This window comes from Paraburkholderia haematera (genome assembly GCF_905220975.1).
Lineage (GTDB): Bacteria > Pseudomonadota > Gammaproteobacteria > Burkholderiales > Burkholderiaceae > Paraburkholderia > Paraburkholderia haematera.
The window spans coordinates 116,595-132,931 of the sequence record NZ_CAJNBK010000006.1 but is presented as its reverse complement, the minus strand read 5'-3'; the positions used below and the strand labels follow the sequence as shown (position 1 = coordinate 132,931).

Sequence of the window (16,337 nt, the reverse complement as noted above, 5' to 3'; positions counted from 1 at the left end):
CGCAACTCGACTTAATCGAGCCGCGCCTCCTCAGACCCAGCTAATTACTTCGAAGCCCACGACGAAAAACGTTGCTCCAGTTCATCGCCATGATCCGTCCAGAACGCAAGATTCTGCAGCACCGCGTTCTTGCCGTTAGCCGGCGAGTTCGGCAGATTGGCAAGCGTCTTCGCATCGAGCGCCTTGATGGCCGCCACGTTCACCGGACCGTACGCGATGTTGTGCGCGTAGTCCTGCTGCGGCTTCGACGAGATCGAATAGGCAATGTACTTCTCAGCCAGCGCCTTGTTCGGCGTGCCCTTCGGAATCGCCCAATAGTCGAGGTCGTAAATGCTGCCGTTCCACACAACCTTAAGGTTCTTGCCTTCCTTCTGCGCGGCGTCGATCCGGCCGTTGTACGCGGTGGACATCACCACGTCACCCGCAACGAGGAATTGCGGCGGCTGCGCACCCGCTTCCCACCACTGGATATTCGGCTTCAGTTCGTCGAGCTTCTTGAACGCGCGGTCCTGACCTTCCTTGGTGGCGAGCACCTTGTAGACGTCCTTCGGTGCCACACCGTCGGCCATCAGCGCGAATTCGAGGTTGTAACGCGCGCCCTTGCGCATCGCGCGCTTGCCCGGGAATTTCTTCACGTCCCAGAAGTCGGCCCAGCCGGTCGGCGCGGTTTTCAGCTTGTCGGCGTTATACGCGAGCGCCGTCGACCACACGAAGAAACCCACGCCGCACGTTTGCGGCGCCTCAGGAATCAGATCCGACTTCTTGCCGATCTTCGACCAGTCGAGCTTCTCGTACAGCCCTTCATCGCAGCCGCGGCCAATGTCGCCCGACTCAACTTCCACCACGTCCCAATTCACATGCTTCGCTTCGACCATCGCTTTCACTTTGGCCTGCTCACCGTTGTATTCGACGGCGGTCACCTTGTTGCTGGTTTGCGTTTCGAACGGCTGGTTGAAGGCGACCTTTTGCGCGTCGCCATTCGCGCCGCCGAAATTGACGACCGTCAGTTCAGCGGCATTGACCTGCGCGGCGCCTAGCGCGAGCGCCACAGCACCGACAGCGATGGCGCAGCGCGATTTCCCGATCTTGCTCATGGTGCTCATGGTGTGTTGCTCTCCTTTGGTGGTGTGCTTTCAACTTCAGCCAGGTATGGTGCGACTTCTTATGTGCTGCTGATGTGCTGCCGATGTGCTGCTCACTTCACGTCGAACTACCTGCAACAGCGCCTTCACGCCCCTGCGAACACCCGCAGATGCTCGGGCGCGAACTCCAGCGCGACCGGCGCGCCGGGTGCGAAGGTTTCGAGTGCGTCAGTACCGAGCGGCACCTTGACGAAGCACTCGTCCTGCTCCGGCAGGCCGCAGCGCATCCGCACGTGGTCGCCGAAATAGATCAGCCCGCGCGCTTCACCGGCGAGCGCATTGGCACCGGGCCGCGCGGCGCCATTCGCCAGGTTAGCGAGCTTCATGCGCTCGGGCCGGATGCATGCGACCGCCGGCGTGCCCGCCCGCGCGCCACCGATATTGCGGCCGGTGAGGCGCGTGCCGTCAATCAGATGAAACTCGCAGTACTCGCCGTCGACGTTCGCGATCGTGCCACGCAGCTTGTTGCTGTCGCCGATGAAGTTCGCGACGAACTCGTTACACGGCGATTCGTACAGGCGGTCCACGGTATCGAGTTGCTGGACGATGCCTTTATCGAACACGGCAACGCGGTCGGACATGGTCAGCGCCTCACCCTGATCGTGCGTGACGTACACGAAGGTGACGCCAAGCTTTTCGTGCAATGATTTAAGTTCGTACTGCATGTGTTCGCGCAACTGCTTGTCGAGTGCGCCAAGCGGCTCGTCCATCAGCACCAGTTTCGGCTCGAACACGAGCGCCCGCGCCAACGCAATACGTTGCTGCTGGCCGCCGGAAAGCTGCGCCGGATAACGCTTTGCAAAGCTCTCCATGCGCACCATCTTCAGCGCGTTATTCGTGCGGTGCGCGCGCTCCTCGGCGGAGAGTTTGCGCACCGTGAGCGGATACGCGACGTTCTGCTCGACCGTCAAATGCGGAAACAGCGCGTAGTTCTGAAACACCATGCCGATGTTGCGCTTGTGCGGCGGCACGGTATTGAGCAGCGTGCCGTCGAGCCAGATCTCGCCGCCGGTGGGAAATTCGAAGCCCGCCAGCATCATCAGACATGTGGTTTTCCCTGATCCGGACGGTCCGAGCAGCGTCAGGAATTCACCCTGATAGATATCCAGATCGAGTTGTTTGACGACCAGCGTTTCGCCGTCGTACGTCTTGCGTACACCTCGAAAGCTGACGATCACGTCATCGGTTTTCATCGCACTAGTCTCCTCTGCGGTCCGGCCGGCTCCCCCTGCAAAACAGCGGGATTGCATTTATTGCGTGGCTCACTATAGTCTCTTACGGTTCTACAATATGGAACCATTTCATTATTCCGGATAGAACCACTTGGACACCGTGATTTTGTCGGATTGGCTTGCTGCACGGCTCGACCGCGCCGCCGCCGAACCGGTCTACAGACAGACGTTGCGGCTGATGCAGCAGGCCATCCTGACCGGCCAGTTGCCGCCCGGCACCAAGCTGCCGAGTTCGCGCATGCTCGCCGAGGACCTCGGCATCGCGCGCAACACGGTGCTGCACGTCTACGACCAGTTGACTGCCGAAGGCTATGTGATCTCGACCACCGGCAGCGGCACCTATGTCGCCGACACGCGGCCGGACACGGCGGCCGTGAATATGCGCAGGAAGCCGGCGGTGGCGAGCGTCGATGCGGAAGGTGCCGATCAAGCTGCCGAGGCCTCAAAGCCGCCAAAACGCGATCTGGGCGATCTCTCCACGCGCGGGCGAAGGCTCATCGATCAGGCCGGCGTCTCCGCCAAACAGTGGGGCGCGTTCATGCCGGGCGTGCCGGACGTCGCCGAATTCCCGGCGCGCACATGGAGCCGCTTGCAGGCAAGGCTGTGGAAAGAAGCCAATCCCGATCTACTGACCTATGCGCCCGGCGGCGGCTATCGGCCTTTAAGGCGCGCGTTGTCCGATTACCTGCGGGTCGCGCGCTCGGTGAATTGCACACCGGACCAGATCATCATCACGACGGGCATTCATCAGTCGATCGATCTGGCGGTGCGTTTATTGACCGACGTCGGCGATCGCGCGTGGGTGGAAGAGCCGTGCTATTGGGGCGCGCGCAGCGTGCTGCAATCGTCGGGGATCACCTTGGTACCCGTGCCGGTTGATGACGAAGGCCTCAACCCACGCGAACAGGATTTGCAACAGCCTCCGCGCCTCGCGCTCGTCACGCCGTCGCACCAATATCCGCTCGGCATGGTGATGAGTCTCGCGCGCCGCCGCACGCTGCTCGAGTATGCACGCCAGCACAACGTCTGGATCATTGAGGATGACTACGACAGCGAGTTCCGCTACGGCAGCCGTCCGCTCGCGTCGCTGCAAGGACTCGACGACGCCGGCCAGGTGATCTACGTGGGGAGCTTGGGGAAGATGCTGTTTCCGGGTTTGCGGATCGGCTACATGATCGCGCCGGAGCATCTGGTGGATACGTTCCGCACGGGCGTGGCCGAGCTTTATCGCGAGGGGCAACTAATGCAGCAGGCCGTGATGACCGACTTCATCATGGACGGCCATCTCACGTCGCATGTTCGCCGTATGCGCGCGTTATACGGCGAGCGCCGGCAGATTCTGATCGACGCGATCACCGCGCGTTTCGGTGACGAACTTCCCGTGATGGGCGACGAGGCCGGCCTGCATCTGGTGCTCGGCCTGCCCGATCATGCGAACGATCGCGCGGTAACGGCCGCCGCTTACGACGCCGGTGTGATCGTGCGGCCGCTCGCCGCCTACTACAGCAGCGAGACGCCCGCACGGCGCGGACTGTTGCTGGGATACGCGTGCGTGGCGAACGAAAAGATCGGCCCGGCATTCGACACGCTCGCGCGCGTGATCGAGCAGACGGTATTGAAGAAGGCGCCGACGCGCGCCGCCTGAACGCATGCCGCCGACACACGAAACGTGCGGCGGCGTGCATCCACACCACACCACATCACTTCAACCCGAAATCCACCCGCGTCGTGGCGCCCTTGTCCTTGATACCGTCTGCAGTCAGCTTCGGCGCAACGATAAACACTCGGCTGCTGTCGATCTTGCCCTCGAGATATTGCTGCACGGCTTGCGCCCGTTGCTGCGCGAGCTGACGCAAGCTGGCGTCGTCGATCGGAGCGTTGGCGGCCATCGCGGCCTTCATCTCGTCGTCCGGCAGGCTCTTGGTCAAGCCGACAAAATTGCGCGGCTTCTTGAAGTCGGCTGCCTTGTAGGCCTTGGCCAGGTATTTGTCGTATTCCTTCGGATCCACGGTAATAGTCGACAGATCCACGCTCTCGCCATTGCCCACCACGTCCTTGATCTTCTGCTGCTTAACCTCGCGTTCGACGTATTGCGTCCGCAGGCCCGGTTCGTCGACGGCCGGATCGACGCGGCCAATCAGATCGATACGGATCGAACTCTTGTCGGCGAGCGCTTTCACGATGGTGTCGAGCTTCTTGTCCGCAGCGTCCGACAGTTTCGCCGACCCCGGATCGAATTCGACATAGCCTAATTCTTCGCCATTGCCGCCGAAGGCATTGGCGATCAGCGAGAACGGCGCGGTGACGGCCTTCTGCAGCAGATTGAGCACCGCATGCCAGATCAGGCCGCCAATGCTGAATTCCGGATTCGACAACGAACCTGACACCGGCAGATTCACGTCGATTTCGCCGCGCGAATTTTTCAGCAGCGAGATCGCGAGACGCACCGGCAGCTTGGTCGCCGTATTGTTCTCGACGTGATCGCCGAACGTGAGTTGATCGATGAAAATGTGGTTGTCGGCGTTCAACTGATCGTTATCGAGCTTGTAGTGCAGATCGACGTTCAGTTTGCCCTTGGTGATCGGATACCCGGCGTATTTAGCCGAATACGGCGTGAGGTTGGTGAGTTCGATATCGTGCGCGCTCGCAGTCAAATCGAGCGCCGGCTTTGCAATCAGCGGATTGACCGTGCCGCGAATCGACAGCGGTCCATTGGCCGCCAGCTTCGCGGCAATGTCCACGGGGGCAGAGGTCGTCGATTCCGTGCCGAACGCGCCGACCGTGCCCTGAATGCCGACCAGGTTCGCCGTGTAGTTCGGTTTGATGAAGTTGTCGGTGTAGGTCACGCGGCCCTGTTGCAGCACAAGCTGGCCAAAGTGCAGTTTGACAGGACTTTGCGGCGGCGTTGCGGCCGTGACCGTGGCGGGCGTGGCAGACGACGCCGGTACCGGCGCGGACGCCGCCTGAGCCAACGATACGTCCGATGCAGCTTGTGGCGTCAACGGCACGGGTTCCGTGCCGCTTTTGTCGCGTGTCAGCGATTGCGCGGCGCCGCTTTCGTGCGCAACCACTTCGCTGAGATTCAACTTGCCTTGCGCGTCGAGCAGCACACGCCCATAGAACTTCGTGAAGGTGACGCGGCCCGCGTCGACCACCGTGCCGTGTTCGTCGTAATCGGCCTTCAGGTTGGTCAGCGCGAGCGAACTCCAACCCGCGAACGGGTCGGATGTCGCCTTGTCGAGCATCCGCACGTCGACCAGTGCCATGTCGCCGCGGTACGTCGCTTTCAACGCCTTCGCCTGATTCAGCGCGAGATCGCCATTCGCGTTGAGCAACGCGCTCGCGATCAGCGCATTCAGCTTGTTGCCGAAGTACGGTTCGAAGGCCGCCGCATCCAGGCGGTTCGCGTTCACCTTGACGGCCACCTTGAGCGGTGCCGCCGTGACGGCGCCTTTTACGCCGAGCGTGCCTTTCTTGTTGAGCGTCGCTTGCAGATCGACCGGCAGCGGCTTGCTCAGATCGTCGCTGATCTGCTGCACCTTCAGTTGTAGCGGCGTCACGCTCAGTTTCACGGGACTCGGCGTGGTGTTGTCCGTGAAATTGGCGGTCGCGTCTTTCAGGTTCAGTTCGCCGATCTTGTAGTGCCAGGCGGGCCCTTCTGCTTCCGCCTTCTTCACCGCATGAATCGCCGTGCGCTGCTGCTCGGCCTGATGCGGACCGGCGAGCGCGGCGAGGTCGATGCTGCCATCTTTCAGACGCTGCGCGTTGACCACCAGGCCGGTCGTATCGACGCCGGTGATATCGGCCGTGCGTCCCACCACGTCCACCTGCTTGATCGACACCTGGCCTTGCGCGAGCGAGACGACTGGCGCCTTGCTGCCGCGCGCCGCGAGTTTGAGCGATTGCAGATCCAGTTGCGTATCGGTGACCATCACAGCCGCTGGCGACTTCGACCAGTTCGCGCCGACGTTCGCGTTAGCGGACAGCGCACCGTCGACCACTTGCGCCGCCGTCGTCGCGTCGAGGTACGGCTGCAACAGCGGCAATGGCAGTGACTTCAGATCGAGCTTTGCGTTGGCAGTCTTCGTGACCAGGCCGAATGCACCGGCCACGCCGAGCGAGCCGGCTGCATCCTTGAAGTCGGTATTGAGCGCGTATTGCGCGGGAGCAGTCGCGAGCGTCGAGAAGTCGGTCAGCGTGACGGCCAGTTTTTGCAGGCCGAGATCGACCGGTCGTGAGGCAGCTTCGTCGTGAATATTCAAGGTACCGTCATTGAGCGCGAAACGCTTGATCGACAGGTCCAGAGGCTGAGCGGGCTTGTCCGTGACGCCCGCACCGGATGCCGCGGCCGGCGCGCTCGCCGCGTTTTTGGCCGCCGCGGAAGCCGGCGCAGAGGCAGACGCAACGGCAGACGCCTTCGCAGCAGGCGCAGTCGCGAACATTCTCTCGACGCTCAACACACCTTCTTTATCGCGAGCGAGATTGGCGCTGGGTGCGTCGATGCGGATGTCGTCGAAGTGATACAGGCTCTTCAGCGGCTCGAGCGTCGCGGCAGCCACATGCACCGCGCGCGCGGCGAAGAACGGCGCCTTGCCCTGATCGAGCATGTCCACGTCGTTCAAATCAACCGTGCCCGCCACGCGCAGCGAAGGCGCGTCGTTGGACATCACGAAGTTGAGCTTGAGATCGGTGGACAACTTGCCGCTCTGCACAATCACGGGCAGCCTGGTCGGCACGTAGGACATGAGACGCGGCACGTCGAGCCCGTCGAAGCGCAGCGACACTTCCGATTCGCGCGACGCGGCAAACGGCTTGGTCTTGCCGTCGATAGCAAGCGGACTGCCGTCAATGCGTGCGCGCAGCAACGGCTCGACGAAGATATCGGTTTTCGAAGGCAGCGTGGCGATGAACGGAATGCCGAGCTTCCATTGATCGATCACGTGCATGACGCCGAGCAGCTTGTCGTCGAACGTAATCTGGCCGTTTTCGAGGCGAATGTTCGACACTGAAAAGAGTGTCGGCTTGCTATTGGGTGTGGCCGGCTGCTTCGAGAATTTCTCGATCAGGTCGGTGAAATTGAAGCGCTGCGCATCGTAGCGAACAATATGAAAACGCGGCGAATCGAGTTGTATTTCGTCGACGATCGGCGCGCCGCGAAACAGCGAACTCCATGACGGCTGCACGATAAGCCGCGAAATATCGACGAAGTCGCCCGCGCCGCCACGCTCGCCGATATGCACGCGATCGGCTTCGAGTTTGAGCGTGTAGGGATTGAGCGCAATGCGGCCTATCGTGGCAGGCCGGTCGAGCTGCTTGCTGAGTTGCTGTTCGGCAATGTGGCGAATCAACGGCGGCGCCGCGAAAAAACCCAGCAGACCGAACAATACGAGGAAGATCAGCAGACCCGTGATGACACGCCGGGTGCGGCGTGACTGCGCGACGTTGCGCATGGTCTGCATGGAAGAGGCGATTGATGCTTTATTGAGGCTTGCCATGCTCGGTCTTGGGTAATGCGGCGGCAAGCCCGCCGCGAAACGAAAATCCCGCAAGCGGCAGTATAAGTGGTGAATCTTACGCGGGATAGCAATGTAAGCCGTGGCTTACACATTGTTGCACGCTACAGCAGCCCATGTCCGCCGGCACAAAGCGGCGGACATGGGTGGATTTATGCGTCACTCATGCATTGCTGTCACAGCCGTGACGCATAGCACCACGCATGCATTTCACCGACGCAATTTACTGACGCACGACGGCGGGCGGTTGCCAGCTACCGTCAGTCGCTTGCGGCTTCGGCGCGTACAGACGCAGCACCAGTTGCAGATCGGTGCGCGGCGCCGGCAGCCAGTTGCCGCTCCTGCTGCGCACCGACGACACCGTCACGTCGAGCGAACCGTCGCGATTGCGGCGCACGCCGTTGCGATCGCCAACTGCCAGACGCGCCGGCGCGCTTTCGCCTAACGCGCCGTCCTTCGTGTACGCCGTGATAGACCAGAAGCCGCGTACCGGTGGCAACTGGTTCGGCGCGAAATGGATCACATAACGGTTTGCGCCGTTGAGCGCATGACCGTCGCTGTCCTGGGTGACGACCGCGCGCACTTCGTCGTCCTTGGTGCCGATACCCGGCTGAGTGGCCGCGGCGTAAGCACGCATCGCGTAGTCGGGGCCGTAGTTGCCGACGCCGTCGCCGAACCAGCTCCAGCCATTGCCGCTCAGCAGATTGGACGGCGGTGTGACGACGCGCTCGTGGCCGTCGGCAAGACCCGCGGCAACCGCCTCCGGCGCGTTCGGGAGCTTCACCGGATCGCCGGGCGTCACGCCGAAGTCAGACAGGATTTTCAGTGCGTGCGGATCGGCCGGCATCGGCGGGTTGTCCGGCAAAGCCTGCGCGAGCCGGCTAAAGAAACCGTTCGCGTCGAGCGCGGCAACTCGCGCGGCCGGTGTGCCGGAAGCGGCCATGGCGGCGGCATCGGCGGCATTGCTGCGCGGCGGCGAAATCTGCGCCGAGCGCGTGTCGCCGGCGTAGACGCTCAGCGGCGCGACACGGATGGCGTGCTGCAGCTTGCGCACCGCCGTCAGATCGCGGGTGCCGTTAGACTGGATGCGCACGCTCACCCATGCGTTGCGGGTCGGCACGGCGACGCGCGTCACGCCCTTGGGCAAATCGCCCTGCCAGCCCGGGCCGACGAAGGCAATCGTTTGCGCCTTGATACCCGCAGCGCGGGTGGCGAACTGCGAGCTGGTCGACCAGACGACATTGGTCCACATGTCGAGCACGCGGGCGTCGACGTAGCGGCCGTGCGAGTCGGGCAGCGACACGATCACCGGCTCGCTGCCGACGTCCAGCCAGCCGGTCGAATCGAGCGTGTCGAGACTCGGCTGCAGCGGATTGGCTGCGCCGATCGGCGGCAGGGCCTGCGCGTGGCGCAGCGTATTGACCGGCGCCTGGCCCGGATCGGTGCCGACCGCCGCGTCGCGCGCAACGCCCATCAGCACCAGCGGATAGCCGAATACATATGAATCGGCGACTTCATCCTTGATCCAGCCGGTGGTTTTTTGCGTCGTGGAAGGCGTCGACGCACAACCGGCCAGAAATGCGAGGCCTGCGAGCGACGCGCAGGTCCAGTGAAGCGAAAACAGTTCTTGGCGATTTTTTATCATTCGTTCAGGTGGCAGAACGTGCGGTCCTAAGGGAGACGTCGGTGCGCGACGGAACCTGTTTGCGTGGCCTCCCTAAGCCCAGCGCAGCCAATCCGCGGCTCGCGGTTCCGACAACATCGGGTTGTATCGTATCCTTGCTCACCAGGCAAGGGCAAAGGCAGGAATAGCGCCTGATAATGAGCCCGCGGACACCATTTACAGTACGGTTGACGATTTTTGCCACTCCCGCGTGGGTTCATGCCCGGCCGGCCGCCCTTTCCAACTCCTCACCGCCCTTCTGTATCCGGAGCGTTTTATGTATATGCCAGCCCATTTTGAAGAGAATCGTCCAGAGGTTCTCCACCGCCTGATCGCCGAGCAGCCGTTCGGCGCGCTGATTACGCACGGGCCGAATGGGCTCGACGCGAACCATTTGCCATTCGAGTTCGACGCGCAGCCAGTTCCCGGAGGGAGCGACGCGGCGCCCGCGCATTCCCACGGCATACTCCGCGCCCACGTCGCTCGTGCCAATCCAGTCTGGCAGGAAGTCGCCGCCAACCCGGAAGCGCTCGTCATTTTCCAGGGGCCCGCCGCCTATATTTCGCCGACCTGGTATCCGAGCAAGCACGAGACGCATCGCCAGGTGCCGACTTACAACTATATGGTGGTCCATGCGCACGGCCGGATCACCGTGCGCGACGACGAGGCGTTCGTGCGTGGCCTGGTCGCGCGGCTAACCCGCAAGATGGAAGCGGGCGAAGCGGTGCCCTGGAAGATGGGAGACGCGCCGGCCGACTATATCGCCCAGATGCTGGGGGCGATCGTCGGTCTCGAGATCGAGGTCACACGACTGGTCGGCAAATGGAAACTCGGCCAGAACAAGGAAGCCGCCGACCGGCGCGGCGCGGCCGAAGCCCTGCTGGCCCGCACCGCCGATGAACAGAAGGCCGTTGGCCAGGCGATGCTGGACGCGCCGCCGGCGTTCTAGGCTTTTTTGCTCGCCAACCGTCTCGCGACTCAGGCGCCCGTTCCCCGTTTGCGCAGCTAGCGCCATGGACCCGATCGACTGGCGGACATCCCGGGCGCTTTCGGCAACGCATTAGGGTGGCGCGGTTGGCGGCGCTTCAACGCGCTACAAAAAACAGCCTTGACCTTCCCATCATGGGAAGGTTAATACTCGGTTCATGATGCGGCCCAATGCCGCGACGAGCCTTGCCTGCCATGACCGAACTTGCCACAACGCTGCGTCCCGCGGACGCCCTGCCCTCCAGAACCACCGAACTCGACATCGGCGGAATGACCTGCGCCTCATGCGCGATGCGCGTGGAAAAGGCGCTGGCGAAAGTGCCGGGCGTCACGCGCGCCTCAGTCAATCTCGCCACTGAAAAAGCCAGCATCGACAGCAACGCTGCCGTCGACCCCGAAACGCTCGCCAGCGCCGTACGCAAAGCGGGCTACGAAGCCACGCCGTCGGCGCGCCCGGACGTCACATCGGCGGAAACTTCGCACGTCACGGAACTGGCGATCGGCGGGATGACTTGCGCCTCGTGCGCGATGCGCGTGGAGAAGGCGCTCGCGAAGGTGCCTGGCATCGCGAGCGTGTCGGTGAATCTGGCGACCGAAACGGCGACCGTCCATCCAGCCGACCCAAGCGCCGGAGCCGACACGGACGCGCTCATCGCAGCGGTCAAGAAAGCCGGCTACGAGGCGACGCTCATGGTGCCGCCAGACGCACCGGCGTCCGTCTCCGACACGGCCGCCTCTGCCGACAGCAAACGCAACCAGACCCGCCGTGAACTGGCGGCCGTGCTCGCTTCGGCTGTGCTGACGCTGCCGCTCATCCTACCGATGGTCGGGGAATGGTTCGGCTTGCACGCCATGCTTTCTCCGTGGCTGCAATTCGGCCTTGCCACCGTCGTGCAGGCCGTGTTCGGCGCGCGCTTCTATCGCGCGGCCTACCGTGCAGTGCGGGCCGGCGCCGGGAACATGGACTTGCTGGTGGCGCTCGGCACGTCGGCGGCTTATGGCATCAGCGTCTACGAACTGGCAACCCATCCAGGCGACATGACGCATCTGTATTTCGAGGCGTCGGCGGTGGTGATTACGCTGGTGCGTTTCGGCAAATGGCTCGAAGCGCGCGCCAAGCGCCAGACCACGGATGCGATCCGCGCGCTTAACGCGCTGCGCCCCGACCGTGCGCGCATCCGCGTCGGCGCGGACGAACGGGAAGTACCGCTCGCGCAGGTGCGGGTCGGCACGGTAGTGATCGTGCGTCCCGGCGAGCGCGTGCCGGTCGACGGCGCGGTACTCGAAGGCCGCACCCATATCGACGAATCGCTGATTACCGGCGAAAGCCTGCCGGTGCCGAAGCAGGCCGCCGATCCGGTTACCGCCGGTTCGATCAACGGCGAAGGCGCGATTGCGGTGACAACCACCGCGATCGGCGCGGAAACGACCCTGGCACGAATCATCCGCCTCGTGGAAAGCGCGCAGGCCGAGAAGGCGCCGATCCAGCGTCTGGTCGACCGTGTCAGCGAGATCTTCGTGCCGGCGATCCTGGCGATTGCGGCGCTCACGCTGGTGGGCTGGCTGATTGCAGGCGCGGGCGGTGAAACCGCGATTCTGAATGCGGTCGCCGTGCTGGTGATTGCGTGCCCGTGCGCGCTCGGACTGGCGACGCCTGCGGCCATCATGGCCGGCACCGGCGTTGCTGCGCGGCGCGGCGTGCTGATCAAGGACGCCGAGGCGTTGGAAACCGCGCATCGGGTGACGATCGTCGCGTTCGATAAAACCGGCACGCTGACGCTCGGGCAACCGTCGGTGACGGCGTTCGAGGCAATCGGCGGCATGGGACGCGACGAGGCATTAGCGCTCGCCGCGGCCGTGCAACGGCATAGCGATCATCCGTTGGCGCGGGCAGTGGTCAAGGCGTATGAAGCGGCGCAGGCGGGCACGCTTCGAGACGACACTGCGGTTGAAGACTCGCCGGCGAATGGCGGTGTTGAGGCGCGGGCAGCTTCAGCGTCCGTTGCGGTGGCGAATGTCGCGATGGAATCGCCGGTTGCGACACCTACAGCAAGCGCCGCACGCGCGGTGCCCGGCCGCGGCGTAGAAGCCGACCTGGATGGCCGCACCCTGGCGCTCGGCAGCACGCGCTGGCTCAACGAACTCGGCATCGTATCGCCGCCACAACTCGCCGAGCGCGCAAAACAGCTCGAAGCCGCCGGCAACACGGTTTCGTGGCTGATGGAGCGCACACCGCTTGCGCACACCGCGCTCGCGCTGATCGCCTTCGGCGACACCGTCAAACCGACCGCCCGCGCGGCCGTCGAACGGCTCGCGCAAATGGGCGTCAAAAGCGTGCTCGTCACCGGCGACAACCACGGCAGCGCGGCGAGCGTCGCCGAGGCGCTCGGCATCGCCGAATTCCATGCCGAAGTCCTGCCTGACGACAAAGCCCGCGTGATTCGCGATCTGAAGATCCGCAGCGCCGGCATTGTCGCGATGGTGGGCGACGGCATCAACGACGCCCCCGCGCTCGCCGCCGCCGACATCGGCATCGCCATGGCGACCGGCACCGACGTCGCGATGCAGGCGGCCGGCATCACGTTGATGCGCGGCGATCCGGCGCTGGTGGCCGACGCGATCGACATTTCGCGCAGGACCTGGCGCAAGATCCAGCAGAACCTGTTCTGGGCGTTCGTCTACAACCTGATCGGTATTCCGCTTGCCGCCTTCGGCTTGCTGAACCCGATGCTGGCCGGTGCCGCAATGGCGTTTTCGAGCGTCAGCGTCGTCACCAATGCACTCCTGCTGCGCACCTGGCGCGGCGTGTCGGCGCGTTGACGACGCGTTGACGACGATACTCGGCGCAATATTACGCAAAGCTTTCTAAGGCGCTAAAGATAGGGGCAAATTGGCCGTAATCATGACGTAGATGTCAACCATGCATTCGCATTGGTTACACGTCATACGTCCTTCTTTACCCCGAGCGTCCATGGAACTTCTCTCTTTGCGCCGCGCCAGCGTTGGCGCCCGGCTTGCCGTGCTGTCGTGCGTGCTGGTGGCATTGATTTTCGCTGCCTTTACCTGGGCGCTCACGCGCAGCGCCGGCAAGCTGGTCAGCGATCAGGTGCTCGAACGCATCGCCGATAAGGACCGCTCGATCGCCGCCATGATCGCGCTGTTCGACAAGGCGCTGTCGACCGAAGTCGATCGCTCGATGTCGCTGTTCGCGAGCTTCCTGCCCACCAGCTACACGCTCGACGACAGCCAGAAAGTCGACGTCAACGGCGTCGCCACGCCGACCTTCAAGGCCGGCGACAAAGTCCTGAACATGGACTTTTCGATCCCCGATCAGTTTCTCGAACGCAGCGGCGCGGTGGCCACCGTGTTCGCGCGTAGCGGCGACGATTTCGTCCGCGTGACGACTTCGCTGAAGAAACAGGACGGCTCGCGCGCGATCGGCACGCTGCTCGACCGCAAGGCGCCCGCGTATGCGCTGATCCTCGCGAACAAATCCTATACGGGACTTGCCGCGCTCTTCGGCAAACGGCTGATTACCCAATATCGGCCGATTACGGACGCGAGCGGTCGCGTGATCGGCGCGCTGTTCGTCGGCGTGAACGTGGACAAGGAAATCCAGTCGGTCGAAGACGGCATCAGCAAACTCAAAATCGGCGACAGCGGCTACTACTTTGTGGTCAACGCCTCGAAGGGCGCGGATCGCGGCAAGCTGATCGTGCATCCTGCTGCCGCCGGCCAGAACGCGGACAACGCGAACGCGCCGTATCAGCAAATGCTCGACATGAAAGAAGGCCAGCTCGAATTCAGCTCCGCCGACGCGACGCTCGGCGAGCGCAACGCGCGCGACAAGTTCGTGTCCTTCATCACCGTGCCGGAATGGCAATGGCTGGTGGGCGGCGTCGCACCGCGCGACGAAGTGATGGCCGACGTCGTCACAACACGCAATACATTCCTCGTGATCGGTTTCGCGCTGGTCGGCGCGTTCGCGATCGTGTTCCTGATCGCCGTGCGCCGCCTGGTGAGCCGTCCGCTCGATGAAGCCGCCAAGGCGTCCGAGCGCTTCGCCTCGGGCGATCTGAGCGTGCGCGTGGCAAAGAGCGGCAACGGTGCGAATGCGCGCGCCGACGAAATCGGCCGCTTGATGCAGTCGATCGACGGCATCGGCGAAGGCCTCGCGCGCATTGTTTCGCAAGTGCGCAATGCGTCGACGGATATGTCGGAAGGCACCGAAAAGATCGCCGCCGGCAGCGGCAACATTGCCGCGCGTATCGCTACGCAGGCGAGCAGCCTCGAAGAAACCGCGGCCAGCATGGAACAGATCACGTCGACCGTGCAGCAGAACGCCGACCATGCCGCGCAGGCCAACACGCTCGTCACGAATGCCGCGGACGCCGCGCTCGAAGGCGGTCGCGCCGTCGAACGCGTGGTCTCGACGATGGGCGAGATCAGCCGTTCCTCGCAGAAGATCGCCGAGATCACCAGCGTGATCGAAGGCATCGCGTTCCAGACCAATATTCTTGCGTTGAATGCAGCCGTCGAAGCGGCGCGCGCCGGCGAACACGGCCGGGGCTTTGCGGTGGTGGCCTCGGAAGTACGCGCGCTGGCACAGCGCAGCGCGGCTTCGGTGAAGGAGATCGAAGGCCTGATCGCCACCTCCACGGCGACTGTTCAGAACGGCTTCCGGATCGCCGAAGAGGCCAGCTCGACGATGCAGGGCATCGTTCACCAGGTGGGCCAGGTGCGCGCGATCATGGCGGAGATCAGCGTTGCGTCACGTGAGCAATCGGGTGGTATCGAGCAGGTCAACCTTGCCGTCACGCAGATCGGCGAGGCAACCCAGCAGAATGCGACGATTGTCGGCGAGGCGGAACAAGCAGCGGCCGAGTTGCGCGATCACGCGGCGCGGCTTGCGCAGGTGGTTAGCGTGTTCAAGCTGGAAGCGGGGCGGGATTAAAGTGTTTTTTAACGGCGCGGCGGGTCTCGCCGCGTCGTGCGCCGTCATTAAAACCCGTCATCAAAACTCCACGTCCAGCTCGTCGATCTCTTCCACTTCCTGCTGCGCGTCCGCGATCCACTGCTGCATTTCCGGCAACGCCATGATGCGCTGCCCATAGTCGACAATCTCCGGATCCAGCTTGACGTCGTAGGTCACGAAACGCGTCACCACCGGCGCATACATCGCGTCCGCCGCGCTACGCTCGCCGAATAGAAACGGCCCGCCGTACTGCTTCAGGCACTCGCTCCAGATCGTCACAATGCGGTCGATATCCGATTGCGCCCGCGCCCACACCTTGAAGCCCGGAAAATGCGCTTTCAGATTCATCGGCAATGCCGAGCGCAGCGAAGCAAAACCCGAATGCATCTCACCGCAAATCGAGCGGCAATGCGCTCGCGCGCGGATGTCTTTCGGCAACAGCTCCGCTCCCGGCTTCACCTCGTTCAGGTATTCGGCAATCGCCAGGGTATCCCAGATCTTGATGCCGTCGTGAAAGAGACACGGCACCAGAATCGACGGCGACAGCAGCAGCAATTCGGCGCGCGCGGCGGGATCGTCGATCGGCATCACGATCTCTTCGAACGGCAGGCCGCTGAACTTCGTCAGCAGCCAGCCGCGCAGCGACCACGACGAATAATTCTTGCTGCTGATGGTGAGCGTGGTATTCGCCATACGATTCTCCTCCAGATGAGGCGTTCCGCCGCCGCCTGACGCTGCGCATGCACGTTGCCGTGCGCGGGCGCACCAAAGCGCGGCAAATTCGGCCCGTTCCCATGACTTGCGCAAATGCTATGCCAGCGTGCA

The 16,337-nt window shown here is 63.3% G+C and carries 9 protein-coding genes; 4 read left to right on the top strand and 5 right to left on the bottom strand.

Going from position 1 to position 16,337, the window contains the following annotated elements; translation table 11 throughout:
* Positions 1 to 44 precede the first annotated feature (44 nt).
* Positions 45 to 1,094 carry an ABC transporter substrate-binding protein gene (locus tag KHO23_RS13760; RefSeq protein ID WP_211611965.1) on the bottom strand — a complete coding sequence of 350 codons (1,050 nt, stop codon included), beginning with the start codon at positions 1,092 to 1,094 and terminating at the stop codon, positions 45 to 47.
* 134 nt (positions 1,095 to 1,228) lie between these two features.
* Positions 1,229 to 2,335, bottom strand: coding sequence for an ABC transporter ATP-binding protein (locus tag KHO23_RS13755; protein WP_211611786.1), 1,107 nt, complete (start codon positions 2,333 to 2,335; stop codon positions 1,229 to 1,231).
* A gap of 130 nt (positions 2,336 to 2,465) precedes the next feature.
* Between KHO23_RS13755 and pdxR the strand changes: the two genes are divergently transcribed.
* Positions 2,466 to 4,019, top strand: a complete 1,554-nt coding sequence (gene pdxR / locus KHO23_RS13750; RefSeq protein ID WP_211611785.1) for a MocR-like pyridoxine biosynthesis transcription factor PdxR — start codon at positions 2,466 to 2,468, stop codon at positions 4,017 to 4,019.
* A gap of 55 nt (positions 4,020 to 4,074) precedes the next feature.
* On the opposite strand, the gene KHO23_RS13745 is transcribed toward pdxR, so the two are convergent.
* Together KHO23_RS13745 and KHO23_RS13740 are read right to left on the bottom strand one after the other, a co-directional pair.
* Entirely contained in the window at positions 4,075 to 7,869 is a 3,795-nt protein-coding gene (locus KHO23_RS13745; RefSeq protein WP_211611784.1) for a DUF748 domain-containing protein, read from the bottom strand.
* A 241-nt stretch (positions 7,870 to 8,110) separates the two neighbouring features.
* Positions 8,111 to 9,532 carry a DUF1254 domain-containing protein gene (locus KHO23_RS13740; RefSeq protein ID WP_211611783.1) on the bottom strand — a complete coding sequence of 474 codons (1,422 nt, stop codon included), beginning with the start codon at positions 9,530 to 9,532 and terminating at the stop codon, positions 8,111 to 8,113.
* Between the two features lie 295 nt (positions 9,533 to 9,827).
* On the opposite strand from KHO23_RS13740, the gene KHO23_RS13735 reads away from it, so the two are divergent.
* From KHO23_RS13735 to KHO23_RS13725, 3 genes are all read left to right on the top strand, one after another.
* Positions 9,828 to 10,499 (top strand): FMN-binding negative transcriptional regulator, encoded by a 672-nt coding sequence (locus tag KHO23_RS13735; RefSeq protein WP_211611782.1) that lies wholly within the window; start codon positions 9,828 to 9,830, stop codon positions 10,497 to 10,499.
* 233 nt (positions 10,500 to 10,732) lie between these two features.
* Entirely contained in the window at positions 10,733 to 13,357 is a 2,625-nt protein-coding gene (locus KHO23_RS13730; RefSeq protein ID WP_211611781.1) for a heavy metal translocating P-type ATPase, read from the top strand.
* Positions 13,358 to 13,508: 151 nt separating this feature from the next.
* A complete protein-coding gene (locus KHO23_RS13725) occupies positions 13,509 to 15,491 on the top strand; it encodes a methyl-accepting chemotaxis protein (RefSeq protein WP_211611780.1) in 1,983 nt (660 codons plus the stop codon).
* Positions 15,492 to 15,551: 60 nt separating this feature from the next.
* On the opposite strand, the gene KHO23_RS13720 is transcribed toward KHO23_RS13725, so the two are convergent.
* Positions 15,552 to 16,205: a glutathione S-transferase family protein gene (locus KHO23_RS13720; protein ID WP_211611779.1), complete on the bottom strand. Its 654-nt coding sequence runs from the start codon at positions 16,203 to 16,205 to the stop codon at positions 15,552 to 15,554.
* Positions 16,206 to 16,337 lie beyond the last annotated feature (132 nt).

What these genes read in the sequence shown, in the direction of transcription:
- KHO23_RS13760 (WP_211611965.1), bottom strand. Translation starts at nt 1,094, where the DNA reads ATGAGCAAGATCGGGAAATCGCGCTGCGCCATCGCTGTCGGTGCTGTG.
- KHO23_RS13755 (WP_211611786.1), bottom strand. Translation starts at nt 2,335, where the DNA reads ATGAAAACCGATGACGTGATCGTCAGCTTTCGAGGTGTACGCAAGACG.
- KHO23_RS13745 (WP_211611784.1), bottom strand. Translation starts at nt 7,869, where the DNA reads ATGGCAAGCCTCAATAAAGCATCAATCGCCTCTTCCATGCAGACCATG.
- KHO23_RS13740 (WP_211611783.1), bottom strand. Translation starts at nt 9,532, where the DNA reads ATGATAAAAAATCGCCAAGAACTGTTTTCGCTTCACTGGACCTGCGCG.
- KHO23_RS13735 (WP_211611782.1), top strand. Translation starts at nt 9,828, where the DNA reads ATGTATATGCCAGCCCATTTTGAAGAGAATCGTCCAGAGGTTCTCCAC.
- KHO23_RS13730 (WP_211611781.1), top strand. Translation starts at nt 10,733, where the DNA reads ATGACCGAACTTGCCACAACGCTGCGTCCCGCGGACGCCCTGCCCTCC.
- KHO23_RS13725 (WP_211611780.1), top strand. Translation starts at nt 13,509, where the DNA reads ATGGAACTTCTCTCTTTGCGCCGCGCCAGCGTTGGCGCCCGGCTTGCC.
- KHO23_RS13720 (WP_211611779.1), bottom strand. Translation starts at nt 16,205, where the DNA reads ATGGCGAATACCACGCTCACCATCAGCAGCAAGAATTATTCGTCGTGG.